25 protein-coding genes and 1 riboswitch are annotated in these 24,362 nt (G+C 71.5%); of the genes, 17 read left to right on the top strand and 8 right to left on the bottom strand.

Annotation, left to right across the window (positions count from 1 at the left end; genetic code table 11):
* Nucleotide 1 precedes the first annotated feature (1 nt).
* Both ACFWM7_RS00410 and ACFWM7_RS00405 read right to left on the bottom strand, forming a co-directional pair.
* On the bottom strand, nucleotides 2-1,393 hold the full coding sequence (locus ACFWM7_RS00410) for a trehalose-6-phosphate synthase (RefSeq protein ID WP_383253315.1): 1,392 nt from the start codon (nucleotides 1,391-1,393) through the stop codon (nucleotides 2-4).
* A 174-nt stretch (nucleotides 1,394-1,567) separates the two neighbouring features.
* Entirely contained in the window at nucleotides 1,568-2,518 is a 951-nt protein-coding gene (locus tag ACFWM7_RS00405) for a glucosyl-3-phosphoglycerate synthase (RefSeq protein WP_383253399.1), read from the bottom strand.
* A gap of 153 nt (nucleotides 2,519-2,671) precedes the next feature.
* Nucleotides 2,672-2,799, top strand: a riboswitch (SAM riboswitch).
* Nucleotides 2,800-2,817: 18 nt separating this feature from the next.
* Between ACFWM7_RS00405 and thrC the strand changes: the two genes are divergently transcribed.
* The 11 genes from thrC (at nucleotide 2,818) to ACFWM7_RS00350 (ending at nucleotide 13,536) form a co-directional block, all read left to right on the top strand.
* On the top strand, nucleotides 2,818-4,113 hold the full coding sequence (gene thrC / locus ACFWM7_RS00400; RefSeq protein ID WP_383253313.1) for a threonine synthase: 1,296 nt from the start codon (nucleotides 2,818-2,820) through the stop codon (nucleotides 4,111-4,113).
* Nucleotides 4,114-4,148: 35 nt separating this feature from the next.
* The gene (locus ACFWM7_RS00395) at nucleotides 4,149-4,427 is read left to right on the top strand and encodes a MoaD/ThiS family protein (RefSeq protein WP_006126483.1); all 279 of its coding nucleotides are present in this window, start codon (nucleotides 4,149-4,151) and stop codon (nucleotides 4,425-4,427) included.
* Nucleotides 4,428-4,880: 453 nt separating this feature from the next.
* Nucleotides 4,881-5,087: a cold-shock protein gene (locus ACFWM7_RS00390; RefSeq protein WP_003967346.1), complete on the top strand. Its 207-nt coding sequence runs from the start codon at nucleotides 4,881-4,883 to the stop codon at nucleotides 5,085-5,087.
* Between the two features lie 331 nt (nucleotides 5,088-5,418).
* Nucleotides 5,419-7,041: a chaperonin GroEL gene (gene groL, locus ACFWM7_RS00385; RefSeq protein ID WP_003967345.1), complete on the top strand. Its 1,623-nt coding sequence runs from the start codon at nucleotides 5,419-5,421 to the stop codon at nucleotides 7,039-7,041.
* Nucleotides 7,042-7,241: 200 nt separating this feature from the next.
* Complete coding sequence (locus ACFWM7_RS00380) at nucleotides 7,242-7,757, top strand: hypothetical protein (RefSeq protein WP_383253310.1); 516 nt, start codon at nucleotides 7,242-7,244, stop codon at nucleotides 7,755-7,757.
* Nucleotides 7,758-8,451: 694 nt separating this feature from the next.
* A complete protein-coding gene (locus ACFWM7_RS00375) occupies nucleotides 8,452-8,574 on the top strand; it encodes a keywimysin-related RiPP (RefSeq protein WP_205081835.1) in 123 nt (40 codons plus the stop codon).
* 50 nt (nucleotides 8,575-8,624) lie between these two features.
* The gene (locus ACFWM7_RS00370) at nucleotides 8,625-10,589 is read left to right on the top strand and encodes an asparagine synthase-related protein (protein WP_383253308.1); all 1,965 of its coding nucleotides are present in this window, start codon (nucleotides 8,625-8,627) and stop codon (nucleotides 10,587-10,589) included.
* On the top strand, nucleotides 10,586-10,837 hold the full coding sequence (locus ACFWM7_RS00365) for a lasso peptide biosynthesis PqqD family chaperone (RefSeq protein ID WP_383253306.1): 252 nt from the start codon (nucleotides 10,586-10,588) through the stop codon (nucleotides 10,835-10,837). Before ACFWM7_RS00370 ends, ACFWM7_RS00365 begins: the two co-directional genes overlap by 4 nt.
* Complete coding sequence (locus ACFWM7_RS00360) at nucleotides 10,834-11,331, top strand: lasso peptide biosynthesis B2 protein (protein ID WP_383253303.1); 498 nt, start codon at nucleotides 10,834-10,836, stop codon at nucleotides 11,329-11,331. The genes ACFWM7_RS00365 and ACFWM7_RS00360 overlap by 4 nt, the downstream gene beginning before the upstream one ends.
* On the top strand, nucleotides 11,267-13,156 hold the full coding sequence (locus ACFWM7_RS00355; protein ID WP_383253301.1) for an ABC transporter ATP-binding protein: 1,890 nt from the start codon (nucleotides 11,267-11,269) through the stop codon (nucleotides 13,154-13,156). Before ACFWM7_RS00360 ends, ACFWM7_RS00355 begins: the two co-directional genes overlap by 65 nt.
* Before the next feature lie 119 nt (nucleotides 13,157-13,275).
* Entirely contained in the window at nucleotides 13,276-13,536 is a 261-nt protein-coding gene (locus tag ACFWM7_RS00350) for a hypothetical protein (protein ID WP_383253299.1), read from the top strand.
* 25 nt (nucleotides 13,537-13,561) lie between these two features.
* On the opposite strand, the gene ACFWM7_RS00345 is transcribed toward ACFWM7_RS00350, so the two are convergent.
* On the bottom strand, nucleotides 13,562-14,149 hold the full coding sequence (locus tag ACFWM7_RS00345) for a Uma2 family endonuclease (protein ID WP_383253297.1): 588 nt from the start codon (nucleotides 14,147-14,149) through the stop codon (nucleotides 13,562-13,564).
* A 56-nt stretch (nucleotides 14,150-14,205) separates the two neighbouring features.
* A complete protein-coding gene (locus ACFWM7_RS00340; protein WP_383253398.1) occupies nucleotides 14,206-15,024 on the bottom strand; it encodes a hypothetical protein in 819 nt (272 codons plus the stop codon).
* A 435-nt stretch (nucleotides 15,025-15,459) separates the two neighbouring features.
* On the opposite strand from ACFWM7_RS00340, the gene ACFWM7_RS00335 reads away from it, so the two are divergent.
* Nucleotides 15,460-15,960: a SigE family RNA polymerase sigma factor gene (locus ACFWM7_RS00335; RefSeq protein WP_205087013.1), complete on the top strand. Its 501-nt coding sequence runs from the start codon at nucleotides 15,460-15,462 to the stop codon at nucleotides 15,958-15,960.
* Nucleotides 15,961-16,218: 258 nt separating this feature from the next.
* On the opposite strand, the gene ACFWM7_RS00330 is transcribed toward ACFWM7_RS00335, so the two are convergent.
* Complete coding sequence (locus tag ACFWM7_RS00330) at nucleotides 16,219-16,482, bottom strand: hypothetical protein (RefSeq protein ID WP_383253294.1); 264 nt, start codon at nucleotides 16,480-16,482, stop codon at nucleotides 16,219-16,221.
* A 165-nt stretch (nucleotides 16,483-16,647) separates the two neighbouring features.
* On the opposite strand from ACFWM7_RS00330, the gene ACFWM7_RS00325 reads away from it, so the two are divergent.
* From ACFWM7_RS00325 to ACFWM7_RS00315, 3 genes are all read left to right on the top strand, one after another.
* Nucleotides 16,648-17,889: a mannosyltransferase family protein gene (locus ACFWM7_RS00325; protein ID WP_383253292.1), complete on the top strand. Its 1,242-nt coding sequence runs from the start codon at nucleotides 16,648-16,650 to the stop codon at nucleotides 17,887-17,889.
* A gap of 94 nt (nucleotides 17,890-17,983) precedes the next feature.
* Complete coding sequence (locus tag ACFWM7_RS00320; protein ID WP_383253290.1) at nucleotides 17,984-19,210, top strand: hypothetical protein; 1,227 nt, start codon at nucleotides 17,984-17,986, stop codon at nucleotides 19,208-19,210.
* Nucleotides 19,210-19,722 carry an AAA family ATPase gene (locus ACFWM7_RS00315; RefSeq protein ID WP_383253288.1) on the top strand — a complete coding sequence of 171 codons (513 nt, stop codon included), beginning with the start codon at nucleotides 19,210-19,212 and terminating at the stop codon, nucleotides 19,720-19,722. The genes ACFWM7_RS00320 and ACFWM7_RS00315 overlap by 1 nt, the downstream gene beginning before the upstream one ends.
* An 84-nt stretch (nucleotides 19,723-19,806) precedes the next feature.
* Here the strand turns inward: ACFWM7_RS00315 and ACFWM7_RS00310 are convergent, their stop codons facing one another.
* Nucleotides 19,807-20,202, bottom strand: coding sequence for a MarR family winged helix-turn-helix transcriptional regulator (locus ACFWM7_RS00310; protein WP_383253396.1), 396 nt, complete (start codon nucleotides 20,200-20,202; stop codon nucleotides 19,807-19,809).
* 144 nt (nucleotides 20,203-20,346) lie between these two features.
* Between ACFWM7_RS00310 and ACFWM7_RS00305 the strand changes: the two genes are divergently transcribed.
* Both ACFWM7_RS00305 and ACFWM7_RS00300 read left to right on the top strand, forming a co-directional pair.
* Nucleotides 20,347-21,417 carry a GNAT family N-acetyltransferase gene (locus tag ACFWM7_RS00305; RefSeq protein ID WP_383253286.1) on the top strand — a complete coding sequence of 357 codons (1,071 nt, stop codon included), beginning with the start codon at nucleotides 20,347-20,349 and terminating at the stop codon, nucleotides 21,415-21,417.
* Complete coding sequence (locus tag ACFWM7_RS00300; RefSeq protein WP_383253284.1) at nucleotides 21,414-22,238, top strand: formylglycine-generating enzyme family protein; 825 nt, start codon at nucleotides 21,414-21,416, stop codon at nucleotides 22,236-22,238. Before ACFWM7_RS00305 ends, ACFWM7_RS00300 begins: the two co-directional genes overlap by 4 nt.
* 85 nt (nucleotides 22,239-22,323) lie before the next feature.
* Here ACFWM7_RS00300 and ACFWM7_RS00295 read toward each other — a convergent pair whose 3' ends face one another.
* Together ACFWM7_RS00295 and ACFWM7_RS00290 are read right to left on the bottom strand one after the other, a co-directional pair.
* Complete coding sequence (locus tag ACFWM7_RS00295; RefSeq protein WP_383253282.1) at nucleotides 22,324-23,397, bottom strand: MarR family transcriptional regulator; 1,074 nt, start codon at nucleotides 23,395-23,397, stop codon at nucleotides 22,324-22,326.
* Between the two features lie 371 nt (nucleotides 23,398-23,768).
* Nucleotides 23,769-24,350, bottom strand: a complete 582-nt coding sequence (locus ACFWM7_RS00290; protein ID WP_383253280.1) for an HD family hydrolase — start codon at nucleotides 24,348-24,350, stop codon at nucleotides 23,769-23,771.
* Nucleotides 24,351-24,362: the final 12 nt, after the last annotated feature.

Genomic DNA, 24,362 nt, shown 5'->3' with positions numbered 1-24,362 from the left:
CTCACCCCTGCCGCAGCGCCTCCAGCTGGTCCAGGAACCACTGCTGCGGCGGGAGCGCGGTCGCCGCCTCCGCCAGTCGCTTCGTGCGGCCGGACCGCTCGTCCCCGGTCATCGTCAGCGCCTCGTGCAGCGCCTCCGCCGTGCCCACCACGTCGTACGGGTTCACCACGATCGCGTCCTCGCCCAGCTCCTCGTACGCCCCCGCCTCCCGCGACAGCACCAGCGCGCAGCCGTGGTCCGAGACGACGGGGACCTCCTTGGCGACCAGGTTCATGCCGTCGCGGATCGGGTTGACCAGGGCCACGTCCGCCAGCCGGTACGCGGCCAGGGAGCGGGCGAAGTCGTCCTTGACGTGGAGGACCACCGGCGTCCAACTCTCGGTGCCGTACGCCCCGTTGATCTCCGTGGCCAGTGACTGCACCGCCGCCGTGTAGTCCCGGTAGACGGCGAGGTCCTGGCGGGAGGGGTAGGCGAACGCGATGTGCACGACGCGCTCGCGCCACTCCGGGTGGGCGTCCAGCAGGGCCCGGTACGCGTGCAGGCCGCGCACGATGTTCTTGGACAGCTCGGTGCGGTCGACCCGGACGATCGTCTTCCGGTCCTCGCCCACCTGCTCCCGCAGCGCCGCCATCCGGTCGTCCACGTCCGCCTCGTGCGCGCGGCGGCGCAGAAAGTCGGCGTCGGCTCCGAGGCCGTGGACCCCGATCCTGGTGCGGCCGGTGCCGCCGAGGATCTCCGTACAGCAGCCGATGAACGCGTCCGCCCAGCGCCGGGTCAGGAACGCGGCCCGGTCCGCGCCGAGGATGCCGCGCAGCAGCTGCTCCGCGATGTCGTCGGGCAGCAGCCGGAAGTAGTCGACGGGCGCCCACGGGGTGTGCGAGAAGTGGCCGATCTTCAGGTCCGGGCGCAGTTCGCGGAGCATGCCGGGGACCAGGGCCAGGTGGTAGTCCTGCACGAGGACCGTCGCCTCGGGGCCCGCCTCCTCGGCCAGCGCCTCGGCGAACGCCCGGTTGTACGTCTCGTACGACGCCCACTGGCGGCGGAACTCCGCGTCGAAGACCGGCTCGACGGGCGTCTGGTAGAGCAGGTGGTGGACGAACCACAGCACCGAGTTCGCGATGCCGTTGTACGCGTCGGCGTGCACCTCGGCGTCGATGTCCAGCATCCGTACGCCCGGCTCGCCGACCCCGCGGCGCACCGCCTCGCGGTCGCCGTCGCCGAGGGCCGCACAGACCCACAGCTTGTCGTCGACGGCGCTCAGCCCGGAGACGAGACCGCCGCCGCCGCGTTTGGCGTCGAGCGTCCCGCCCTCGCCGAGCGTGTACGTGATCGGGCCGCGGTTGGACGCGACGAGGACCTGGGCATGCGAGGAAGACGTGTGCTCGGAGACCATGTAGCGGAACCTAGCCCGTTCGGGAAGCCGCCAAACGCGCGTCCGGAGGACTGGTCACCGCCCGCACGCCGTGTGCCCGCCCCGCGCGGTCGCCGCCCGCACGCCGTGTGCCCGCCCCGCGCGGTCGCCGCCCGCACGCCGTGTGCCCGCCCCGCGCGGCCGTCGCCCACCGCCTCACGCCGCGTGGCGCTCCGCGTACTCCCCGATCTCCCGCATCGGCGGCCGCTCCTCCGTGTCCACCGCATGGGTGCGCGGCACGAAGCCCTCCTCGCCCCGCTCGAACTGCGTCAGCGCCGGCCGCACCAGATGGCCCCGGGAGAGCCGCAGCTGCGCCGTGCGGTAGATCGCCGCCGCCATCCGGCCCAGCGCCTGACCGTCCTGGTGGCGGTGGCGCCGCACCCCCACGTCCACCTGGCCCAGTGCGTCCAGGCCCACCGTGTGCAGCGCGTCCACGAGCAGCCCCAGCTCCACTCCGTAACCGACCGGGAACGGCAGCCGCTCCAGCAGGGAGCGCCGCACCGCGTACTCACCGCCCAGGGGCTGCACGAAACCGGCCAGCTGCGGCCAGTGCAGATTGAGCAGCGGGCGTGCCACCAGTTCGGTGACCCGGCCGCCCTGACCTGCCCTGTCGCCGAGCGGACGGTCGTACATCGCCTTGACGAACTGCACGGCCGGATCGGTGAGCAGCGGGCCGACCGTGCCCGAGACGAAGTCCGCCGAGAAGTCCTTGAGGTCGGCGTCCACGAAGCAGACGATCTCGCCGCTGGTCACCAGGAGCGACCGCCACAGCACCTCGCCCTTGCCGGGCAGGGCCGGGATCCGGGGCAGGATCGCGTCCCGGTGGACCACGCGCGCGCCCGCCGCCCGGGCCACGGCGGCCGTGGCGTCGGTGGAGCCGGAGTCGATCACCACGAGTTCGTCGACCAGCCGGACCCTCTCCATCAGCTCCCGGCGGATCGTCGCCACGATCGCGCCGACCGTGGCCTCCTCGTTCAGCGCGGGAAGGACCACGCTCACGGACGTGACGCGCGGGTCGGCGGCCCGGGCGTCGGTGAGCCGGTTCAGCGGGCGGTCGCCGGACGACCAGGAACGCCTGGTCAGCCAGCGTTCCACCTCTTCGAGCACGGTCGGCACTCCCTGTGTGTGATCCATCTCGCGGTTCGGACGACTATCTCAACGGTCCGGTGCTTCGGTTACAGTCTTGAACAACGCGGATGACCCTCGCATGTCGGGGTCGGACCGCACATAAACGCCTGGATCGAAGATCCAGTGCCATAGAGCTCATCCAGAGGGACTGAGGGAACGGCCCGTTGAAGTCCCGGCAACCCTCCTGCCGACCGCGAGGTCACGGTGGGGAAGGTGCCAATTCCGTCTTGCGGCGAAATGCGTCGCGAGGAAGATGAGGAGAAAGGGCCTCCGCCATCATGGCTGTTCAGACCGTCGCAGGTAATGCCACCACCGCTTCCCCGGACCTCGGTCCCGCCGCGGCGCTTTCCTGCCGCGAGTGCGGCGAGCGTTTCGAGCTCGGCCCGCTCTTCGCCTGCGCGTCCTGTTTCGGGCCGCTGGAAGTGGCCTACGACCTGCCCACCGGCTCCCCGGAGGAGCTGCGCAAGCGCATCGAGGCCGGCCCGGACAACATCTGGCGCTACGCCCCGCTGCTGCCCGTCCCCGCCGACGTCGCGGAGAAGCCCAACATCAACCCCGGCTTCACCAAGCTGGTCAAGGCCGACAACCTCGCCCGTGAGCTGGGCGTCACCGGCGGCCTGTACGTGAAGGACGACTCCGGCAACCCGACGCACTCCTTCAAGGACCGCGTCGTCGCGATCGCCGTCGAGGCCGCCCGCGCCTTCGGTTTCACCACCCTCTCCTGCTCCTCCACGGGCAACCTGGCCGGAGCCGTCGGCGCCGCCGCCGCCCGGGCCGGACTGCGCTCCTGCGTGTTCATCCCGCACGACCTGGAGCAGGGCAAGGTCGTCATGGCCGCGGTGTACGGCGGTGAGCTGGTCGGCATCGAGGGCAATTACGACGACGTCAACCGCTTCTGCTCCGAGCTCATCGGCGACCCGCTCGGCGAGGGCTGGGGCTTCGTCAACGTCAACCTCCGCCCGTACTACGGCGAGGGCTCCAAGACCCTGGCGTACGAGATCTGCGAGCAGCTCGGCTGGCGGCTGCCCGACCAGATCGTCATCCCGATCGCGTCCGGCTCGCAGCTCACGAAGATCGACAAGGGTCTCCAGGAGCTGATCAAGCTCGGCCTGGTCGAGGACAAGCCGTACAAGATCTTCGGCGCCCAGGCCGAGGGCTGCTCCCCGGTCTCCGCCGCCTTCAAGGCCGGTCACGACGTGGTCCGCCCGCAGAAGCCGAACACCATCGCCAAGTCGCTGGCCATCGGCAACCCGGCGGACGGCCCCTACGTCCTGGACATCGCCCGTCGCACCGGCGGCGCGGTGGAGGACGTCACCGACGAGCAGGTCGTCGACGCGATCAAGCTGCTGGCGCGCACCGAGGGCATCTTCGGCGAGACGGCGGGCGGGGTGACGCTCGGCGTGACGAAGAAGCTCATCGAGGCCGGTGTCATCGACCCGACGCTCACCACCGTCGTGGTCAACACCGGCGACGGCCTCAAGACGCTCGACGCGGTCTCCGCGACCTCGCAGGCCACGGCGACCATCAAGCCGAGCCTGGAAGCGTTCCGCGCCGCGGGCCTCGGCACCGCCTGACGACCACCCCGTAACGAAGGAAGAAGGGCACCACCATGAGCGTCAAGGTCCGCATCCCCACCATCCTCCGTACGTACACGGGCGGCCAGGCCGAGGTCCCGGCGGAGGGTACGAAGCTCTCCGAGGTCATCGAGTCCCTGGAGAAGGACCACCCGGGCATCGCCGCCCGCGTCCTGGACGACCAGGGCAAGCTGCGCCGCTTCGTGAACGTGTATGTCAATGACGACGACGTGCGCTTCGAGGGCGGCCTGGACGCGGCCACCCCGGACGGCGCCGGCGTCTCGATCATCCCCGCGGTGGCCGGCGGCTGCTGAACCGCCCCGGGCCGCCCGCCCCGCCCCGGCATGCCCTCACCGCACCTCTGAGTGACCACAGTTGCCCCCTCCGCGAGAGAAGCGGAGGGGGCAATTCTGCATGGTTGAGCGCGGTACAGTTGGGGAAGCCCCACCCGCTGCCCGTGCCGCCCGCATATGAGAATGCGCCCGGCCCCGATAAGAAGCAGCCAAAGTACCTGAACCTCTTGCGGCATAAGTGCCCTTTGCCTGGCCCGACTTGCCCGTAAATCTCAGCAAACCCGCATATTCGCGCGTTCTTCCATGCCCAGAATTCTCGTCCGATTGACCTGTTGCAGAGGGCAGTTGGGCGGATACATTCGGCCGCGGTCGACGCGCTGCGGCGCCGCGCACCCTCTCCTGTCGGAGGGTGAGTTCCGACCCGGGCCCGCGAAGTGCGGTCCCGTGCAAGGGCCAGTAATAGGGGAGTTGGGCATGGCTCAGGGCACCGTCAAGTGGTTCAACGCGGAGAAGGGGTACGGCTTCATCGCGGTCGACGGTGGTGCGGATGTTTTCGTCCACTACAGCGCGATCCAGATGGACGGGTACCGCACCCTCGAAGAGGGTCAGCGAGTTGAATTCGAGATCTCGCAGGGCCAGAAGGGGCCCCAGGCCGACATGGTCAAGCTCGCCGTCGGCTGAGCTCGGCGCGGTCGTCCGACGACACCACTCACGCAGGTAGGGCCCGACCCCGGGATCAGGGGATCGGGCCCTACGCGCGTCCGGGTGGCCCTGCCGGGGCCCTGTCGGGGGGCGCGCCGCTGTCCACATCCGGAGAGGGACGCTTGCACTCGCAGGGGTCGAGTGCTAATCATTGGCGTTAGCACTCTCCAGGTGAGAGTGACAGAACTTGGATCGGGCCGGTGAGGCCCGCAGGTGCGATGGGGCAAGGAACCATCACACGCGCAGGCCGTCCGTCGCGGGCGCCTCCCGGTCCGGAGAAATCCACCCCTGTCCGGGAGGACCACTTCACATGGCCAAGATCATCGCGTTCGACGAGGAGGCACGGCGCGGTCTCGAGCGCGGGATGAACCAGCTCGCCGACGCCGTCAAGGTCACCCTCGGCCCCAAGGGCCGTAACGTCGTCCTCGAGAAGAAGTGGGGCGCGCCCACGATCACCAACGATGGTGTTTCCATCGCCAAGGAGATCGAGCTCGAGGACCCGTACGAGAAGATCGGTGCGGAGCTGGTCAAGGAGGTCGCCAAGAAGACGGACGACGTCGCCGGCGACGGTACGACCACCGCCACCGTTCTCGCCCAGGCTCTCGTCCGCGAGGGCCTGCGCAACGTCGCCGCAGGCGCCAACCCGATGGCCCTCAAGCGCGGCATCGAGAAGGCCGTCGAGGCCGTCTCCGCCGCTCTGCTGGAGCAGGCCAAGGACGTGGAGACCAAGGAGCAGATCGCTTCGACCGCCTCCATCTCCGCCGCCGACACCGAGATCGGCGCCAAGATCGCCGAGGCGATGGACAAGGTCGGCAAGGAAGGCGTCATCACCGTCGAGGAGTCCCAGACCTTCGGTCTGGAGCTGGAGCTCACCGAGGGTATGCGCTTCGACAAGGGCTACATCTCGGCCTACTTCGCGACCGACATGGAGCGTATGGAGGCGTCGCTCGACGACCCGTACATCCTGATCGTCAACTCGAAGATCGGCAGCGTCAAGGACCTGATCCCGCTGCTGGAGAAGGTCATGCAGTCGGGCAAGCCCCTGCTGATCATCGCCGAGGACGTCGAGGGCGAGGCGCTCTCCACCCTGGTCGTCAACAAGATCAAGGGCACGTTCAAGTCCGTCGCCGTCAAGGCCCCGGGCTTCGGCGACCGCCGCAAGGCCATGCTCGCGGACATCGCCATCCTCACCGGTGGCACCGTGATCTCCGAGGAGGTCGGTCTCAAGCTGGAGAACGCCGGCCTGGACCTGCTCGGCCGCGCCCGCAAGGTCGTCATCACCAAGGACGAGACGACGATCGTCGACGGCGCCGGTGACAGCGACCAGGTTCAGGGTCGCGTCAACCAGATCCGTGCCGAGATCGAGAACTCCGACTCGGACTACGACCGCGAGAAGCTCCAGGAGCGCCTCGCGAAGCTGGCCGGCGGCGTGGCCGTCATCAAGGCCGGCGCCGCCACCGAGGTGGAGCTCAAGGAGCGCAAGCACCGCATCGAGGACGCGGTGCGCAACGCCAAGGCCGCCGTCGAGGAGGGCATCGTCGCCGGTGGTGGCGTGGCTCTGCTCCAGGCCTCGGCCGTCTTCGAGAAGCTCGACCTCACGGGTGACGAGGCGACCGGCGCCAACGCCGTGAAGCTCGCGCTGGAGGCCCCGCTCAAGCAGATCGCCGTCAACGGTGGTCTCGAGGGTGGCGTCGTCGTGGAGAAGGTCCGCAACCTGCCGATCGGTCACGGTCTCAACGCCGCGACCGGCGAGTACGTCGACATGATCGCCGAGGGCATTCTCGACCCGGCGAAGGTCACGCGCTCCGCTCTGCAGAACGCCGCGTCCATCGCCGCGCTCTTCCTCACCACCGAGGCCGTCATCGCCGACAAGCCCGAGAAGGCCGGCGCGGCCGCTCCGGGCGGCATGCCGGGCGGTGACATGGACTTCTGATCAGTCACGGAGGCTCCGGCCTCCCCGCCTGATCCGAAGTTCCGCGTACGTCCCCGTACGTTCGCAGTACGTCCCACAGGGGCGGTATCTCCTTCACGGAGGTGCCGCCCCTGTGGCGTGTCCGGGTTCCTCGGGACAATGCGGAGACGGGACGTGCGGGATCGGGGCGTACGCGTACGGATACGGGGGGCGGGGCGGACATGAGGGTGAGGGCTGCGGGGAGAACGGGCGGGGGACGGCTCAAGGGGGTCTCGCTGGTCATCGGCGGGGCCGTGCTGTTCGCGCTGGGGCTGTCCGTCGTGGTGACCGGGACGGGCCTCTCCGGCGCCCTCGGTATGCGGGTGGAGACCTTCGGCCGGATCGACTGCCGCGACACCCGCACCGAGAAGGGCCGGACCGTCTGGCACTGCTTCGGCGAGAGCGCCGCCCAGCAGCGGGCCGACGCGGCGGAGCGCGACGAGGCGGCCCAGGAGGCGCTGCGCGCCCACGCGGACGGCGTGCCCCGGTCGGAACGGATCGAGCGCACCCGGATCCTCTTCACCGACCACGACGGCCGGACCGACCCCGCGACGATCACCGCGACCCAGGTCTTCGACGGCGGACGCTGGTACGCCCACTCCTCGACGGTCGTCGGCTACGGCACGATCCCGCTGCTCCTGGGCGCGGGAGCGGCGGCCTGGGGCGCCTGGGGCGGATACCGGCTGCGCGGGCGGTAGGCGTCGGGGCGGTCAGCGGTCAGCGGTCAGCGGTTGGCGGTCGTGCGAGCGCGCTTGCGGGGCGGTGGCGGGCGGTTGTCGGTCGGGCGTGCGCGCTTGCGGGGCGGTGGCGGGCGGTTTGCGGTCACGCGTGCGGTGTCACCGGGCGGCTCCCGCGCGCCCGCGCGTGGTCGCTGCGTGGTGACGGGCGGTTGGCGTGGCCGAATGACTACTTGCCGTGGCCTTCCCCGTACGGCAACACGTGTCGGGTCTGCTGTACCCAGGGCGGTGGCGCGCACGCGATCCCTGGGGTAGTGCGGCCGCGGAGCCGCCCCGGGGCCCGTTTCCACCTGGTTCTCCGATTTCCGGGGCGCCCGCCCCCTCTCTTGGCAGCTCACTGCCCGGTCCGGTGGCCGCTTCCGGTCATTGGTCCAGTCCACTGCGCGTCCATGCCGCGCCGGTGTGCGACTGCACATGGCGACCGATCGGCAGCCCGGGCCCGGACGGCGGCGTCCCGAAGCGGCCCGCCCCGGACCTCGCCGCTCGCGCTATCCAGCCAACTTCGCACGGTAAGTCGGAATCATGCGTACCGGTTCGACAGAGGGACATGATGGCTCTGGTGTTCGCACGGTGAACACCCGTCGCATGAATAACTCCAGTTATGCAGAAGCCAGTTGGGCATAACGGTCGTCAACCACACAGAAGGGAAGGTGTCATGAAGCAGCAGAAGAAGGCTTATGTGAAGCCGTCGATGTTCAAGCAGGGCGACTTTTCGAAGAAGACCGCCGGCTACTTCGTCGGCTCGTACAAGGAGTACTGGAGCCGGCGCATCATCTGATCCGCCGGCCCGTTCCCTGTGCACTGTGTGAGAACTTCCGAAAGGTGAAGATGCCCGGCCAACTGCGTGACTACTTCGTCGTCCTGCCGGACAGCGTGGCGGGAGCGGCAGCGGCCGGGCAGCTTCCCGCGCCGGGAGCGGCTGCCGGGCAAGCCCGAGGAGCGGGCGACACTCTGACCGTCGTTCACCCCTCGGGCCGGCCCTGGGTCGTCGCCCGCACGCCGGTCCGCAAGGTCAGCCACCTCGCGCGGGGCGAGGACGCCCTCGTCCTCGTCGGCCCGGACCGCGTCCCCGACGCCGTGCTCGCCGGGCTCCTGGAGGGCGCCCGCGACCGGGCCGGTCTGGAACGCCGGCTCGCCCGGCTGCCCGGGCTCTACCACGTGGTCGCCCGGCTGTCCGGGGAGAGCTGGATCCGGGGCACCGCCACGGGACTCCGCCGGATCTACCACGCCCGGCACCCGCATGCCGGAACCATCGCCTCCGACCGTCCCGCCGCCCTGGCCCGCCTGATCGACGCGCCCCTCGACGAGGGCGCGCTGGCGCTCCGGCTGCTGGACTTCCTGCCGCACCCCCTGAGCGGCCGTGCCGTGTGGCGTGGCGTTCATGAGACCGGTGCCGGGTACGGACTGGCCCTGCCCGTCGCAGCACCGGGCACGGCCGCCGTCCCCGGTCCCACGGAGCACCGCTGGTGGGAGCCGCCGCCCGGGGAACTCCCCCTGGCGGAGGGGGCCCGCAAGGTCGGGGGGGCCGTCGCCGCCTCCGTACGGGCCCATGTCGGCGGCCTGGACCGGATCAGCTGCGAACTCTCCGGCGGCCTGGACTCCACCGCCCTCGCCTTCGCCGCCCGGGAGACCGGACCCGAGGCGTTGTCCCTGCTGACCGTGGCCGCCCGGGACCGCTACAGCGAGGACGAGAGCTGGGCGCGAAGAGCGGTGGAGGCGGCACGCGGTACGGCCGGCCCCGCCCGGGACCACCACGTGGGCCCCGCCTCCGGTCACCACGCCGTCCTGGAGCACCACATCGTCCCCGCCTCCGACGCCCCCTACTTCTACGCCGATCTCGCCTCCACCGCCGCCGAGTTGAACGACGAACCGCTTCCCGTCGCCCCCGGCCGGGCCCGCGCGGAACTGCTCCTCGGCCGTGCCCGTGCCACCGGCTCCCGCTACCACCTCACCGGCTACGGCGGCGACGAGATCTTCCTCGGCCTGCCCCACGCCTACCAGGACCTCTTCCACGGCAACCCGCTCACCGCCTGGAACCACCTCGGCGGCCTGCGCCACCAGCTCGGCTGGCCGCTCCTGCCGACGTTGAAGGCCCTGCTGGACCGCTCGACGTTCCCCCGCTGGCTCGCCGGGGCGGTCACCGCCGCACCCCAGCCCGTCGCCCGGACCCCGCTGCTCTCCTGGGGCGTACGGCAGTCGCTGCACCCCTGGCTCACCGACCACGCGAAGTCCCTGATCACCGAGGAGTTCCGGGCCGCCGCCGAGCACGCCGAGCCGATCGACCCGTGGCGGGGACGGCACGTCGACATCGACGGCGTACGGATGGGGGCGCGGCACTTCCAGGCGATGGAGGACATCGGCATGACGATCGGCCTGCCGGTCGCCGCGCCCTTCTACGACGACCGGGTCCTGGAGGCGGCCCTCGCCGTCCGCCTGCCGGAGCGCATCAGCCCCTGGCGCTACAAGCCGCTGCTCGTCGAGGCGATGCGCGGGGTGGTGCCGGACGCGCTGCTGGCCCGGACGACGAAGGACCACATGGCCTCCGACGAACACCAGGGTCTACGCGAACACGCGCCGGAAATGGCCGAGTTGTGGACGAACTCCCGGCTGGCCGAACACGGCCTGGTCGACGCCCGCCGCCTCCTCCGGCTCGCCGCCGAACCCTTCTCACCGGTCCTGGTCGAGCACTCCATCAGCTCGACCGTGGCCGGGGAGACCTGGCTCCGTACGGCCGAGAACGCCTGGCCGACGACACCCCACCGCACCTCCACGACCAGCGAGGCAACCCTGTGAAGCTCAGAAAAGGCATCGCCGTCACGACCACCGAGTACGGCGGCGTCCTCCTCGACGAGAAGGACGGCAGCTACTGGCAGTTGAACGACACGAGCGTCATCGTCGTCGACACCCTCGCCGCGGGGCACGCGCCCGAGATCGCCGTGGAGCGGATCGTCGCCGAGTTCGACGTCGAGCGGGCCGAGGCCGAGTCGGACGTCGCGGAGCTGACCCGCCAGCTCGTCGAGGCGAAGATCCTGCGCCCATGACCACCGAGATGACGATGCCCCGCCGGGGCTCGGGAGCGGGCGGGGTGCGGCTGCGTACGGCCATCGCCGCGGCGTTCGTCCTGGCCCGGCTCAAGCCCGGGCGGCTGCGCCGGGTGCTGGCCGGGTGTGCCCGGGGGGCGCGCCCGGCCTCGTACGCGCAGACGCTGGAGGTGCTGGAGGCGGTCGTCTCCACCAGCCGCCGCTGCGCGAGCCGTTACGGCTGCCTGCCCCGCTCGGTGGCCGTCGCCCTGGCGTGCCGGATGTCCGGCGTCTGGCCCGACTGGTGCGCGGGGGTGTGGGCGACCCCGCCGTTCTCCCCGCACGCCTGGGTGCTGGCGGAAGGACGTACGGTCGGGGAACAGGCAGAGGCCGCTGATCTGCGTCCTTTGATGGTGGTGACGGTACGCGAGGGGGTTCAGGGTGAGCGCGGTGGCGGGGACGACGGCGGGGGCGGGACAGGCGGGTCCGGGTCCGGGTGCGGGCAGACCGCCTGAGAGCACGGAACGGCCCGGTCCGGAGACACCCCCGGACCAGGCCCGCCCCACCCCGGCCGCCACCTCCCCCACCCTCACGCCCCCGCCTGCCTCAGGCGGCCCTTCCCCCCTCCGTCTGCTCCTGGCCCGGGTCCGTCCGCACCGGGGCGTCCTGATCCGGGCGGGGCTGCTCTCGTTCGCCGGGTCCGGGGCGGGTCTGGCGATGCCGCTGATGGCGAAGCACGCGGTCGACACGTTCGCCGACGGCCGCTCGCCCGTCGCTCCGCTCGTCGCGCTGACCGCGCTCGTGCTGGCCGGGGCCTGCCTCTCCGCGTACGGGAGCTTCCTCATGTCCCGTACGGGAGAGGGCGTCGTCCTGCGCGCACGTGACCAACTGGTCGGCCGGATCATGCGGTTGAAGGTCCCGGCGGTGGACCGGCTGACGCCCGGCGACCTCCAGTCACGGGTCACGAGCGACACGACGCTGCTGCGTACGGTGCTGTCCAGCGGGCTCGTCGAATCGGCCAACAGCGTCCTGATGCTGCTGGGAACGGTCGCCCTCATGGCGTACATGGACCTGACGCTGCTCGGCGTGACGTTGGTGGTGGTCGTCGGCATCGGAGCCGTAACCGCCCTGATCATGCCCCGAATTCAGCGCGCGCAGCTCCGCGCACAGGAGGCTGTGGGCGCGATGGGCGCGGCGCTGGACCGGGTGCTCCAGGCGTTCCGCACGGTCAAGGCGAGCGGGGCGGAGGAGCGGGAGACGGCGGCCGTCGCGGAGGCGGCGCGGCACGCGCACGACCGGGGTGTGTCGGTGGCGAAGTGGGCCTCGGTCACCGAGGTCACGATGACGATGTCGATCCAGCTGGCGTTCCTGGCGGTGCTGGGGGTCGGCGGCGCGCGGGCGGCGTCGGGCTCGCTGGAGATCTCGTCCCTGATCGCGTTCCTGCTCTACCTCTTCTACCTGATGGGCCCGATCGGTGGCCTGGTCGAGGGGTGGACGGGCCTCCAGAGCGGCCTGGCCGCCGTGCGGCGGATCGACGAGGTGGAGTCGCTGCCGGGAGAACCCTCCGCCGGACCCGTGGGCGTACCGGAGGCAGGCACACCGCTGGGCGTCACCTTCCAGGACGTGACGTTCGGGTACGGGGACGAGCGCGCCCCCGCCCACCGGGGCGTGACGTTCGACGTGCCGGCCGGCGGGATGGTGGCGCTGGTGGGCCCGTCGGGGGCGGGCAAGTCGACGGTGTTCAGCCTGCTGGAACGCTTCTACGACCACGACTCCGGGACCGTCACGGTGGGCGGCCGGGGCATCCGCGACTGGCCGCTGGCCGAACTGCGCGCCTCGATCGCGTACGTGGAGCAGGACGCGCCGGTCCTGGCCGGGACGCTGCGGGAGAACCTCCTCTTCGCCGCCCCGGACGCCGAGGAGGAGGCGCTGACGCAGGCGGTGGCCCGGACCCGCCTGGACGCCCTGGTCGACCGGCTCCCCGAGGGCCTGGACACGGCGGTCGGCCACCGGGGCGTCACCCTCTCCGGCGGCGAACGCCAGCGCATCGCCATCGCCCGCGCCCTGCTGCGCCGCCCCCGGCTGCTCCTCCTCGACGAGGTGACCTCGCAGCTCGACGCGGTCAACGAGCAGGCGCTGCGCGACGTGATTCTGGAACTGGCCGAGCAGACCACGGTGTTGGTCATCGCGCACCGCCTCTCCACCGTCCGGCACGCGGACCGCATCGTGGTCCTGGAGGAGGGCCGGGCCCGCACGGCGGGGACGCACGAGGAGCTGATCGTGTCGGACGACCTCTACCGCGAACTGGCGACGACGCAGTTGACGGCGGAGGTGCGGTGAGGGGCGCTCGGGGCGGTTCGGCGGCGGATGCCATGATGGGAGCGTTGGGAAGGCCGGGACCTGCGGGAACGACGTTCCCGGCCCTCGAACGGCGCTGACACTTCACGTGAGGAAGCGACATGGGAACCGGAACCGGAACCGTCGAAAGCCCCGCAACCCTCTACGGGCCCGTCTCGCTCGGCCTCGGCGTCGTCGCGCTGGTCGCCGCGTTCTTCCTCGGCCTGTTCGCCCTCCTGGCCGGGAGTCTGGCGGTCACCTTCGGTGTGCTGGGCCTGATCAGCGGGTTCAACCGGACCCAGTGCCTCGCGGGCCTCGTCCTGGGAGCTGTGGGCGTGCTCTACCCGCTCTCGTTCCTCTTCGCCTTCACCGGCGGCCTCTGACCGCGTCAGGACCGAGGGCGGCGGATCAGCGGGCGTAGTCCTTGAGTTCCTCGGTGTCCAGGGTGATGTCGACGGGGTGGGGGAGGGCGGCCGCGTCGCCGTAGTCGTACGAGTGCTGCTGCCGGTAGCGGCCCTTGTCGGGCTCGCTGTGGACGAGGAGGGTTCCGGACTCGCGATCGATCAGGAGGTACACCGGAATGCCGGCCGCCGCGTATCCGTGCGGCTTCTCGGTGCGGTCGCGACGATCGGTGTCGTGGTCGTAGGAGGTCACCTCCACGGTCATCAGGACGCCCTCGGTGGGTGCCCACTCCCCTTGTCCGGCAAAGTGCCGACGAGGAGCGAGAACGCCGTCGGGACGGGCGCGACCCTGCCGGTACGTCTCCACCATCAGCCCCTGTTCGGGGTGCAGGTCGAGGTCGGGGCGATGCTGCATGCACTGACGCAGCAGCCACATGAAGATGGTTCCGTGATCCCCGTCCGGCACGGGCTTGACCTCCAGCTTTCCGTCGATGAATTCAAGCGTCACGGTCTCGGGGGCCGCGCGGGCGATCTGCTCGAACTCCTCCACGGACATCTGGGCGTGCGGTGCGTGATCGGCGGAGCTGGGGGTCATGGCGTCGCCTCCTCCCCTCCATCGTGCCCCGTCGGATCTCCGGGCGAGCCGCACGGTCATCGGTATGTCCTTTCGGATCGAGGAACGAGCCCCGCCCGGACCGCGTTCATCCGGCCCCGTACGCCGGGCGGCTGCACGGCTCCCGGCGGGCCCACCGGGAGCTCGGGTGACGGCCCTCGGCACGGCCGGCAGAGGCCGCCGAGGAGCGCTTCGGGCGGGCCGGGCACTCCGCAGTCTCCGCATTCGAGGGTGCGCAGGACGGTCCGGGGCCCCGGCAGGATCGGCTCGGGCGGCAGCTTGTCGCGCAGCCGCCGTTCGACGAGGCGGGCGGCGCAGTGGACGGGAGACGGCAGCCCGCTGGTGAGGGCGTGCAGCAGCTCCGCCTCGGTCGCGCCCCGGGCGATCCACTCACCGACCTGCGGCTCCAGGCGTACGCAGTCGGCGGCGGACAGCGTCAGCGCCGGGGCCGTCCGCCCCAGGGCCGCCAGCAGGATGAACGCCCGCGAGCGGGTGGGCCGTTGCGGCTCGTCCGGTGGGGCGTCGCCCCGGGTGTAGGCGTTCCACCAGTCGTCCTCGCGTGCGGTGCGGGAGAAGAAGGTCCGGGTCACCCAGAACATGACCTCATCTGTGATCACGCACTCGCTGCCGCGCCGTAGGTGTCCCGCGTCCTGGAGCCGGTTGAGGGTGGTGCTCAGGGCGCACTGCCCGTACGGGAGGTGCTTGGCCAGCGTCTTCACGGAGATGTCGGAGCCGTCGGCCAGCCGGTCGATGTACGCGGCGACGGCGGCGTCACGGGGGAGGAGGTGGGCGAAGTCCCGGTCGGTGCGGGGGCGTTCGCCGGGCGCGGAGCGCTTGCCGTAGCCGGGGTTGGCCATGGGATGCGGTGTGGCGTGCGTGAGGTCACTAAGCTGGCTGTCAGCCATGGGGATCGCCTTTTCGATGTTATCGATCTTCGGTGGTTAGACCCCTGTCGGTGTTGGAGCACCGGTGGGGGTCGTCTTTTGCCTGGTCGTGGTCTTCCCGCACGCTAGAGCCTGGCGACCGTGCGTCGCAACTCGATCACAAACTGTCAACTTCGCAGCCAGGGTGGGCGGGTGGGACTGCTGGCCCATCCACCCCATCACTGTTAAGAGCGCTCGGGTCTCGCGGCTTGAGCTCCGGGAGATGCGTGGGGAGCGCCGCGGGCGAGGGGGCTCCTGGGCCGTTCAGGTCCTGTGACGACCGTCACCCCGGATTTATGGCGGGTGGTGTCGACCGGATGGAGCGCGCCGGGCGTATACCCGGTGAAGCGAAAGATCCGGGAGCGATATTTGACCGTCGAGGAGTTCGAAGAGTTCTACGTCCAGGCGGTCGCGCGTCTCACGGGCCAGCTGTACGTGATGACCGGCGACCTCCAGGAGGCGCAGGACGTCGTGCAGGAGGCGTTCGTCAAGGCGTGGGTCCGGCGCGGCCGGCTGGAGCGCGATGGGCAGCCCGAGGCGTGGATCCGTACGGTCGCCTGGCGGCTCGCGGTGAGTCGCTGGCGCTTCCGGCGGCGGTCGGCGGACGCGTGGGACCGGGGGAGCGGTGGGGCGGAGCACGTCGCGCCGCCTGATCCGGACCATGTGGTGCTGGTCGACGCGCTCCGGGAACTGCCCGCCCAGCAGCGGCGGACGCTGACCCTGCACTACCTGTGCGACCTCACGGTCGAGCAGATCGCCGGGGAGACCGGGCTTTCCGGCAGCACGATCAAGACGCATCTGGTCCGTGGCCGGGCGGCGCTCGCGCACCGTCTGCAGGACCCCCGCATCGAGGAGGCTCCTGATGTCTGACCCGATGTCCGACCCGATGTCTGACCCGCGGGATCCGTTGCGGTCCCTGTTTCGGGAGGCCGGTGAGTTCGGGCAGGCCCGGACCGATCCGGACGCCGCGTCGAGCATCACCCGACGCGGAATGCGCGCGCAGCGACGCCGGATGGCCGTGGTCGCGGTGGGCGTCTGCCTGGTCGTCGGCGGGAGCGGCGCGGTCGCGGTGGGCCTGCTGCCGGTACGGCCGGGGCCGGTCGCCCCGGCCACGAGCCCGTCGCCCGGCTATCCGTCGCCCGGCCACCCGTCGCCCGTACCGTCGGAGGGGCTGCCGACGGAGCCGCCGACGCCGCCGCCGACGCCAAGCAACACGGTGCCGGGGAGCGCGGGGACGGAGGGGACGTCGGCCCGGACCACCGCGCCGGGCGGACTGTCCACGAGGACGAGTACGAGTACGACCACGCCCATCACGCCACCGACGGCGACAGAGACGTCGACGTCGGCAGCGACGACTGATGGGGCCACGTCGATGCCCTGACGTGGACGCACGTTCCCCGCCCTCCTCTCGCCGCCCTCCACGGTCCACCCCTTCCCCCGCCCCCGCCCCCTCTCCCGACTCCTCACCCACCTCTCCTTCCTCCGTGCCCCGGCGGCTTCCCGGGCGATCCCGCACGCCCCGACGCACCCGCGAGGCGCGCCCGAAAGGTGCCTGAGTTGTCCACGCTTTCCCCCGCCCGCCCCGCGCCCCCCGAGTCGCGGGCCGCCTCCGCCGCTCCGCCCGAGCCCCGGGCCGCCGGTCGGCTTCGCCGGGCCGCGGCCCGCCTGACCCCCGCCGACCGCAGCGTCCTGTGGCTCTACCTCCTGACGCGCGTCTCGCTGTGGATCACGGCCCACTTCGCCCGCTGGCTGTTCCCCGCACAGTCCGGCACACGGGAGGCGGCCCCGGTCCTCGCGCCGTTCCAGCGCTGGGACGCGAACCACTACCTCCACATAGCGCGCGACGGCTACTTCCCCGCCGGTTCGGGTCCGTGGACGAGCGGCTGGGACAACCGGGAGGCGTTCTTCCCGGGTTACCCCGTCCTTCTCCGTGCCGTGCACACCGTGGTGCCGGACTGGACGGCGGCCGGGCTGCTGATCTCGTTCGTCGCGGGCGCGGTGGCCGTACTGGCCCTGGCCCGTATCGCGCGGGCGTATCTGCCGGAGGGCGAGGCGGGCCACCGTACGGCCGTCCTCTTCCTGCTCTCGCCCTGCGCGGTGTTCCTGGCGGCGGGCTACACGGAGGCGCTGTTCCTCGCGTTCGGCCTGCCCGCCTGGCTCGCGGCGATGAAGCACCGGTGGGCGCTCGCCGCCGTACTGACGACGCTGGGGACGGCGGTGCGCGTCAGCGGCCTGTTCCTCGCGGCGGCGATCGGGCTGCTGTTCCTGCTGTCCGCCCGTGCGGGCGGGGGCCGGCGGACCTGGCGGGCGGCGGGCTGGACGCTGCTTCCGGCGCTGCCCCCGGCCGCGTACAGCTGGTATCTGCACGCGCACACCGGCGACTGGATGGCCTGGAAGCACGCGCAGGAACGCGGCTGGTACCGCACGTTCCACACCCCCTGGGAGGCGTGGGCGAACACCTGGGCCGGGGCGTTCGGCGGCACGCAGTCGACTGGCTACGCGTTCATGTTCCAGGCGGAGTTGGCGGCGATGCTGGTGGGTCTTGCCCTGGTGGCGCTGCTGGTACGCCGACGCCGCTGGCCGGAAGCGGTGTACGTGGCCCTCAGCCTGTGGGCGCTGGGCACCTCGTACTGGTACACGTCCGTCCCGCGCGCGACGCTGCTGTGGTGGCCGCTGTGGATCGGTCTGGCGGCGCTGAGCCTGCGGCGGCCGTGGTTCAGGACGGCGTACCTGTGCGTGGCCGCCCCGGTGACGACGCTCGTCGCGCTGACGTTCCTGACGGGGAGGTGGGCGGGGTGAGGAGTCCGGGGCCGGTCCCCCCCCCCGGACCGGTGTACCGGCCGACGTATATCGGCTGGCGGGCCGCCGCCCGCGTCGGGCAGGGTGCCGTGTGATGAGCGACGAACACGAAACGCCGTATGCACACCCCGACTCCATGGACGGCTTGCTGCAACGTGGACGTGGTCGGGGCGCGGTGCGGGCGCTCCGGGACCGACGAGGGGCCGCCGCATTCGTGTACGACGGGATCCGCCGTGACTGGCGATGGGACGGGACCGATGACCGGGCCCTGTACCTGGCGCGGCTGATCCGGGACGGGGAGCTGTCCCCCGCACCGGTCGTGGGCATGCTGGCGAGCGATGTGGACACGTGCTCGCGTGCCTGCGAGGTACTGGAGCTCCTCGCTCTCGCCGGATCGGACGAGGCCAGGGAAGGGCTTCGTGCGTACGTCCGCGAAGGCGAGCACTGGGTCCGTGTGCTGGAGTCGGTGGCGGCCTGCCGGCCGCTGGAGTGGTGGGAAGACCTCGGCGACGTCGCACGTGTCCGGATCGCCGCGGAGGCGGAGACTCCGTTGGGCCCTGAGCCGTGGATCCGGTTCGGTATCGAGACCCGGAGCCGCCCTGTCGTCGCGCGGCCCTCTCCGGTCGGGCTCGGCACCGCGGAACTGCTCGCCCTGCTCGCCGACGCCCGTACGGAGAACACCACGAAGATCGACGCGCTGCGTGCGCTGAACGGCCGAGAGCCTGCTGAGGGGTTGATCCCCCTGGTCCCCTCGCTGGGTACGCCGGACGGCCGCCGATCCTTGCCCCTGGTCAGGCGCGCTGTCGAGCGCCTCGGAGCCCTCGCCGTACCGGCGGCGCACGGCTGGGTACGGGACGACTGCCTCTGGCTGGCCCGGTTGGGCGCGGACGTCCTCGCCGACCACCCCGGACCCGACGCTGTTCCGGGGCTTGTGGACGAACTCGCCGGACAGTGGACGTCGCGGACCTGGTGTGGCCCCGACCGGACCGCCCGGCGTCTGGCCCGGTTCGGCGCCGATGCCGCCGACGCCCTGCCGTACCTGCGGCGCTTCTGGCAGTTCACCCCTCACTCCTACGAACGGACCGCGTACCTGGAGGCGTGGGCCGCCATCGGGCGCGACGGCCTGGATCCCGTGTACACCGAGTCCCTCTGGGACTGCGAGGAGACGACACGGCTGCTGGGGATCGCCTCGGCACCATCGAACGCGGAGGTCCTGGGGCGGATCGCCGTACTGCGCGATGATCCGATGGAGACGGCCGAGGTGAGAGCCGCAGCTCGGGCACGGCTGACGGCACCGGTCGACCGTGCGAGGGTGGGCTGATGTTGATCGCGATGGCCGGGCTGCCCGGTGCGGGGAAGAGCTCGGTCGCCGAGGAACTGGGGCGGAAGCTGGCCGCTCCCGTCGTGTCGGTGGATCCGATCGAGGCCGCGATGCGGCGGGCCGGGGTGGCTCGTAGTCAGCCCACGGGCCTCGCCGCGTATGTCGTGGCGGAGGCGGTCGCGGACGGCGTGCTGGCCCTGGGCCAGACAGTGATCATCGATGCGGTCAACGCTGTGGAGGAGGCACGGGCGCAGTGGCGGTCGCTGGCATCCCGTCGTGGCGTGCCGGTGGTGTTCATCGAGGTGGTGTGCTCCGACCCTGTGGTGCACCGCCGGCGGTTCGAGGGCCGGTCCCGGGGGATCGAGGGCTTCGACGAGCCGACGTGGGAGGCGGTGGAGAGGCGACGGGAAGAGTTCGCTGCGTGGGCCGACGACCGACTGGTGCTGGACAGCATGATCGACCTGTCTCGGAACATCTCGACCGCCATGGAGGTCCTGACTGCGGCGTCCTGACTGCGGCTTCCTGATTCCCGCCCCGGCACTGTGCCCCGTTCCCGCCCCGACACCGTGCCCCGGCTGTGCGCCATCGTTCCGGCGCTACAGGCCGTCCCGGTCGGTGCTGAGCTTCTGCGCGATGCGGCCGAGCACCGCGAGCTCGTCGGGGGTCAGCCGGTCGACGAAGTGGCGGCGCACGGAAGCGACATGGGAGGGCGCGGCATCCCGCAGCGTGTCCCAGCCCGTGGGGGTCAGGACGAGGAGGCAGCCCCGGCCGTCGGCGGGGTCGGGGGCACGCCGGATGAGTTCGCGGGCCTCCATGCGGGAGGCGTGCCGGGACAGGCGGCTGCGTGACCAGCCCATCTTGGCGGCCTGTTCGTGCAGTGTGCTGGTGCCGTCCTCGCGCTCGCACAGGGTGCTGAGCACCTCGTAGTCCGGCTCGGACAGGCCGAGTTCGGCCAGGTCGTGGGCGGTGCGGACCTGGACGGCGGTCACCATGCGGAGGTACGCCCGCCAGGCGCGCTCCTCGTCGGGCGCGAGCCAGTCGACCGGGGAGTCCGTCTTGACCGGGGACTCCGTCTCGCCCGGGGAATCCGTCTCATTCGTTGACATGTAATCAATCTACCGGCTAATTTCGTTTCCATGACAACGAAGCGCTTGCGCATCCTCGTTCTGGTCTGCAGCACCCGCCCCAACGCGCTCGGCCCCGGCGTCGGGCAGTGGCTGACCGACACGCTCGGACCCAGCGCCGACCTGCTCGGCGCGGACCTCGTGCCCCTGGCGATCGGCGATCTGGGGCTCCCCTTCCTGGACGAGGAGGAGCACCCGTCGACCGGTATCCACCAGCACGAGCACACCCGCCGATGGAGTCGGATCGTCGACGGCGCGGACGGCTTCGTCCTCGTGACGCCGGAGTACAACTACGGCATGCCGGCGACGCTGAAGAACGCCCTCGACTACCTGGGCCCCGAGTGGGCCTGGAAGCCGGTCGGCTTCGTCAGCTACGGCCACACCTCGGCCGGTACCCGCGCGGTCCAGCACGCCAAGCAGGTGGTGACCACCCTGCGGCTGGTGCCCCTGGGGGCGACCGTCGCCCTGCGGATCGCCGACGCGATGCAGGGGGACCGCCTGGCCCCCGAGGCGCGCCATGCGGACGCGGCAGAAGGGCTGCTGGCAGAACTGGTGCGGCTGGCAAGGGCATTGGCCCCGATGCGCGAGCGGGAGCGTACGGCATCCGTCGCGGGCCCGCTCCCCGGCTCGTACGCACGCCCGCTCGGCCCGGACGACGCCGCCGAGGTGACCGTGCTGCAACGCTGCTGCTGGATGGAGGAGTCGATCGTCAACGACACCCTGGCGATCCCGGCGCTCCACGAGTCACCGGCCGACGTTCGCGCCTGGCTGGCCGACTGGCAGGCGACGGGCCTCTGGCGGGACGGCCGGCTGCTCGGCATGGTCCGCACCCGCCGCACCGGCACGGACCTGCACGTGGGACGGCTCGCCGTCGCCCCCGACCTGCGGGGACTCGGCGTGGGCCGCTGGCTGCTGCGCCGGGCGGAGTCGGCGGGGGAGGGGGCCGGCCGCATCGTCCTGTCGACCGGCGCGGCCAGCCACCGCAACATCGCGCTGTACCAGAGGCAGGGGTACGAGCTGCTGCCCGAGGCGGCCGAGGCCGGTGCGGTGGATCTGGCGAAGACGGTGGTGGCGGCGGCATGAGCCCGGCCTCGGAGGAAGCCGCGGAGGCGGAGAAGGAGGAGCGCGTGGAGCGGGCGGAGAGGGTGGAGCAGGCCGAGAGGGCGGCGGGGAGGGGGGAGGGGGTGGACTGGGTCGACGTTCCGGCCGGGACGCTGCGTCGCGGTACCCCCGCCGAGGAAGTCCCAACGGTGGCGCGCCGTTACGTGGACACCGGGGTACCGGCGGAGTGGTACCTGAAGGAGGCTCCGGCTGCGCAGATCCACGTCCCGGCGTTCCGGATCGCCCGTACACCGGTCACGGTCGAGCAGTGGTCACGCTTCGCGGCGGCCACGGAACGCCCCGCCCCGCAGAGTGCGCCGGACCACCCGGTCATCGGGGTCACCTGGGGGGAGGCGACGGCGTACTGCCGGTGGCTCGGAGACCACCTCGACGCCGTCGTACGCCTGCCCACCGAGGACGAGTGGGAGCGGGCGGCGCGGGGGGACGACGGCCGGGAGTTCCCGTGGGGCGAGGAGTACCGCACGGGCCTGGCCAACCTGGTGGACCTGGGCGTCGGCACGACGACGCCGGTCGGCTCGTTCCCGGAGGGCGCGAGCCCGTTCGGGATCCTGGACATGGCGGGTAACGCCGACGAGTGGACGTCCACGCTCTACGCCCCGTACCCCGGCGCGCCCGCCGAGGTGCCGGAGACCGAGGACTGGGCGTTCGACCGCCACATCACGCGGGGCGGGGCCTTCCGCCACGACCGGGATCTGGCGAGGTGCGCGCGACGCCATGGTGCGTACGAGCAGGACCTGGCGGGGATCGGGGTGGGTTTTCGGGTGGCGGGGCCGGTCGGGTAGCCGCGTCACCTCGCACCGGCAGAGACCACCCGTCCGCCCGGAACAGGGGACTGGGCGGACGGGAACACCTCGGCTGTAGTGGGGCTCAGACGGGTTTGAGCAGGTCGCGGAGGTTGGCCATGTGGGCTTTCACGGCGGTGATCTCGGCGATTTCGGTGGGGCCGGGTGGGGTGTCGGCGGGGGTGGTGTGGGTTTGGTGGCAGGGGCGGCAGAGGCCGTCGGGGAGGGCTTCGGAGGGTCCGGGGCGGCCGCAGTCGGTGCATTCGACGAGGATGCGGTGGGTGGGGGCGGGTGCGTCGGCTGGGGTGCTTGGGGTGGCTGGCAGGTGGGGTGGCAGTTTGTCGATGAGGCGGCGGCGGAGGAGGCCGGCGGGGGAGTCGACTTGGGTGGGGAGCCCGGCTGTGAGGGTGTTGGTGAGGTAGTCGATGGTGACGCCTCGGTCGAGCCATTGCGTGGCGAGTGGTTCGAGGGTGGTGCAGTCGTCGGCGGAGAGGGCGAGGCGGTGGTCGTCGCGGCCGAGGCGGGCCAGGGCGAGGTAGGCGGGGGAGGGCCCGGTGGGTTGCGTGGGCTTGGCGGCTGGTGCCTGGGGTGGGGTGCGCTGGTGCGGTACGCCGGTGGGTTCGGGGGCCTGTCCGGCAGGCGACGGGTCTTCCGGCTGCGCGAGCGGCGGTCCTTCCACCGGGAGCCAGGGTGGCGGCGGGGCGCTGTCGGGGGCGGGCGCTTGCGGTGCGGCGGCGGGTGCTGTGGCTTGGGCGGCGTTTTCGGTCGCGAGGAAGGTGTTCCACCACTCGTTGTCGCGGGCGGTGCGGGACCAGAACGTGCGGAAGGCCCACCGGGTCTCGTCGCCGGTGCCGACCGAGCACCGGACGCGCCGCAGATACCCGGCGACGGAGAGGGCGTTCAGGGCGGTGGAGATGGCCTGCTGTCCGTAGAGCGGGAGTTGCTTGGCCAGTTGCTTCACGCTCATCGCCGCGCCTTCGGGGAGGTGGTCGACGAATCCGGCGACGTAGCGTTCGCGGGTGGGGAGGAGGGCGAAGTCGTGGCGCGTGCGGGGGAGTTGCTCCGGCGCGGAGCGTTTGCCGTAGCCGGGGTTGGCCATCGGGTACGCGGCGGAGACTGCGGGGACGGGCAGGGCAGGGCTATGGTGCTGGGTAACCACGGGATCGCCTTTCTACGGCGTCGATCTTGCGGTGAGACCCCGGCCCGGTCTGCGAAACCGTGTCGGGGTCGTTTAGTTCTCGTAGTTCTCGCACCGTAAGCGGCCGTCACGCTGCGCCGCAAGCTGTCACGATTAGTCATACCGGCTGGCCGTGACGGGGTGGGGAGGTGGGGAGGTTTTCCTTAACCCCCCCTTCTTTCCCTACCGGTTAAGGAAGGCGCTCGACCCTCGGGTCTCGCATCCCGACACCCGAGTCCCGGGTCTTGAGCTTCGGGCCGGAGCCCCGTTCACGTACACCCGGAAGAGTGACCCGACCGTCCCGAAGCCCGGGGCTAGGGGCTCAGGACCCGAGCCCCGGGCTTCGGTGAGGGCTACTTCGTGTTCTCGCCCAAGGCGGTACGCAGCCAGTCGAGGCTTCCTTGCGCCAGCAGCTCGCCGGCCAGGCGGTTGGCGGTATCGGTGACGAGACGACCGCGGCTGTTGTCGATCCACCGCTGGGCGTTCTCGTAACCCTGGGCCTTGTATTCGAGGCCTTGGAGCATGCACTCCAGCTTGTCCGCGTCCCGGGCGCAGACCGCCTCCGGCGACTCCTTCGCCTCGTACTCCGCGACCAGCTCGCGGACCGCTGAAGCCAGCACCTCGGGCATGCCCGCCGTCTGGTCGGCGGTGACTTCCTGTGGGTTGCCGGCGGGCGCGTACTTCTTCCCGAGGTGGTTGACATCCCCGGTACGGGTCTCCTGCGTGTCGTGCCAGACAGCGAGGTAGGCGGCCCGGGCGGGGTCGGCCCCCTCCAGCTTCGCGATGATCGTGGCGATCAGCGCCGTACGCCACGAGTGCTCGGCAACGCTCTCGGGGTCACGGACGCCGGCCATCCACCAGCCGGTGCGCCGCGTCTGCTTGAGCGTGCCCGCCTCGTACAGAAAGCGGCCCACCGCAGACAGGTCGTCGGACACGACGCCCTCCTC

It is taken from the genome of Streptomyces sp. NPDC058375 (genome assembly GCF_042723425.1).
Classification (GTDB): Bacteria; Actinomycetota; Actinomycetes; order Streptomycetales; family Streptomycetaceae; genus Streptomyces; species Streptomyces durocortorensis.
Note: the sequence above shows the minus strand (reverse complement) of the source record. Positions and strands in the feature narration are given on the sequence as shown.

Excerpts from the sequence above, each read along its gene's own strand:
- ACFWM7_RS00410 (WP_383253315.1), bottom strand. The coding sequence starts at position 1,393 with ATGGTCTCCGAGCACACGTCTTCCTCGCATGCCCAGGTCCTCGTCGCG.
- thrC (WP_383253313.1), top strand. The coding sequence starts at position 2,818 with ATGGCTGTTCAGACCGTCGCAGGTAATGCCACCACCGCTTCCCCGGAC.
- ACFWM7_RS00395 (WP_006126483.1), top strand. The coding sequence starts at position 4,149 with ATGAGCGTCAAGGTCCGCATCCCCACCATCCTCCGTACGTACACGGGC.
- ACFWM7_RS00390 (WP_003967346.1), top strand. The coding sequence starts at position 4,881 with ATGGCTCAGGGCACCGTCAAGTGGTTCAACGCGGAGAAGGGGTACGGC.
- groL (WP_003967345.1), top strand. The coding sequence starts at position 5,419 with ATGGCCAAGATCATCGCGTTCGACGAGGAGGCACGGCGCGGTCTCGAG.
- ACFWM7_RS00380 (WP_383253310.1), top strand. The coding sequence starts at position 7,242 with ATGAGGGTGAGGGCTGCGGGGAGAACGGGCGGGGGACGGCTCAAGGGG.
- ACFWM7_RS00375 (WP_205081835.1), top strand. The coding sequence starts at position 8,452 with ATGAAGCAGCAGAAGAAGGCTTATGTGAAGCCGTCGATGTTCAAGCAG.
- ACFWM7_RS00370 (WP_383253308.1), top strand. The coding sequence starts at position 8,625 with ATGCCCGGCCAACTGCGTGACTACTTCGTCGTCCTGCCGGACAGCGTG.
- ACFWM7_RS00360 (WP_383253303.1), top strand. The coding sequence starts at position 10,834 with ATGACCACCGAGATGACGATGCCCCGCCGGGGCTCGGGAGCGGGCGGG.
- ACFWM7_RS00350 (WP_383253299.1), top strand. The coding sequence starts at position 13,276 with ATGGGAACCGGAACCGGAACCGTCGAAAGCCCCGCAACCCTCTACGGG.
- ACFWM7_RS00345 (WP_383253297.1), bottom strand. The coding sequence starts at position 14,149 with ATGACCCCCAGCTCCGCCGATCACGCACCGCACGCCCAGATGTCCGTG.
- ACFWM7_RS00340 (WP_383253398.1), bottom strand. The coding sequence starts at position 15,024 with ATGGCCAACCCCGGCTACGGCAAGCGCTCCGCGCCCGGCGAACGCCCC.
- ACFWM7_RS00320 (WP_383253290.1), top strand. The coding sequence starts at position 17,984 with ATGAGCGACGAACACGAAACGCCGTATGCACACCCCGACTCCATGGAC.
- ACFWM7_RS00315 (WP_383253288.1), top strand. The coding sequence starts at position 19,210 with ATGTTGATCGCGATGGCCGGGCTGCCCGGTGCGGGGAAGAGCTCGGTC.
- ACFWM7_RS00310 (WP_383253396.1), bottom strand. The coding sequence starts at position 20,202 with ATGGTGACCGCCGTCCAGGTCCGCACCGCCCACGACCTGGCCGAACTC.
- ACFWM7_RS00305 (WP_383253286.1), top strand. The coding sequence starts at position 20,347 with ATGACAACGAAGCGCTTGCGCATCCTCGTTCTGGTCTGCAGCACCCGC.
- ACFWM7_RS00300 (WP_383253284.1), top strand. The coding sequence starts at position 21,414 with ATGAGCCCGGCCTCGGAGGAAGCCGCGGAGGCGGAGAAGGAGGAGCGC.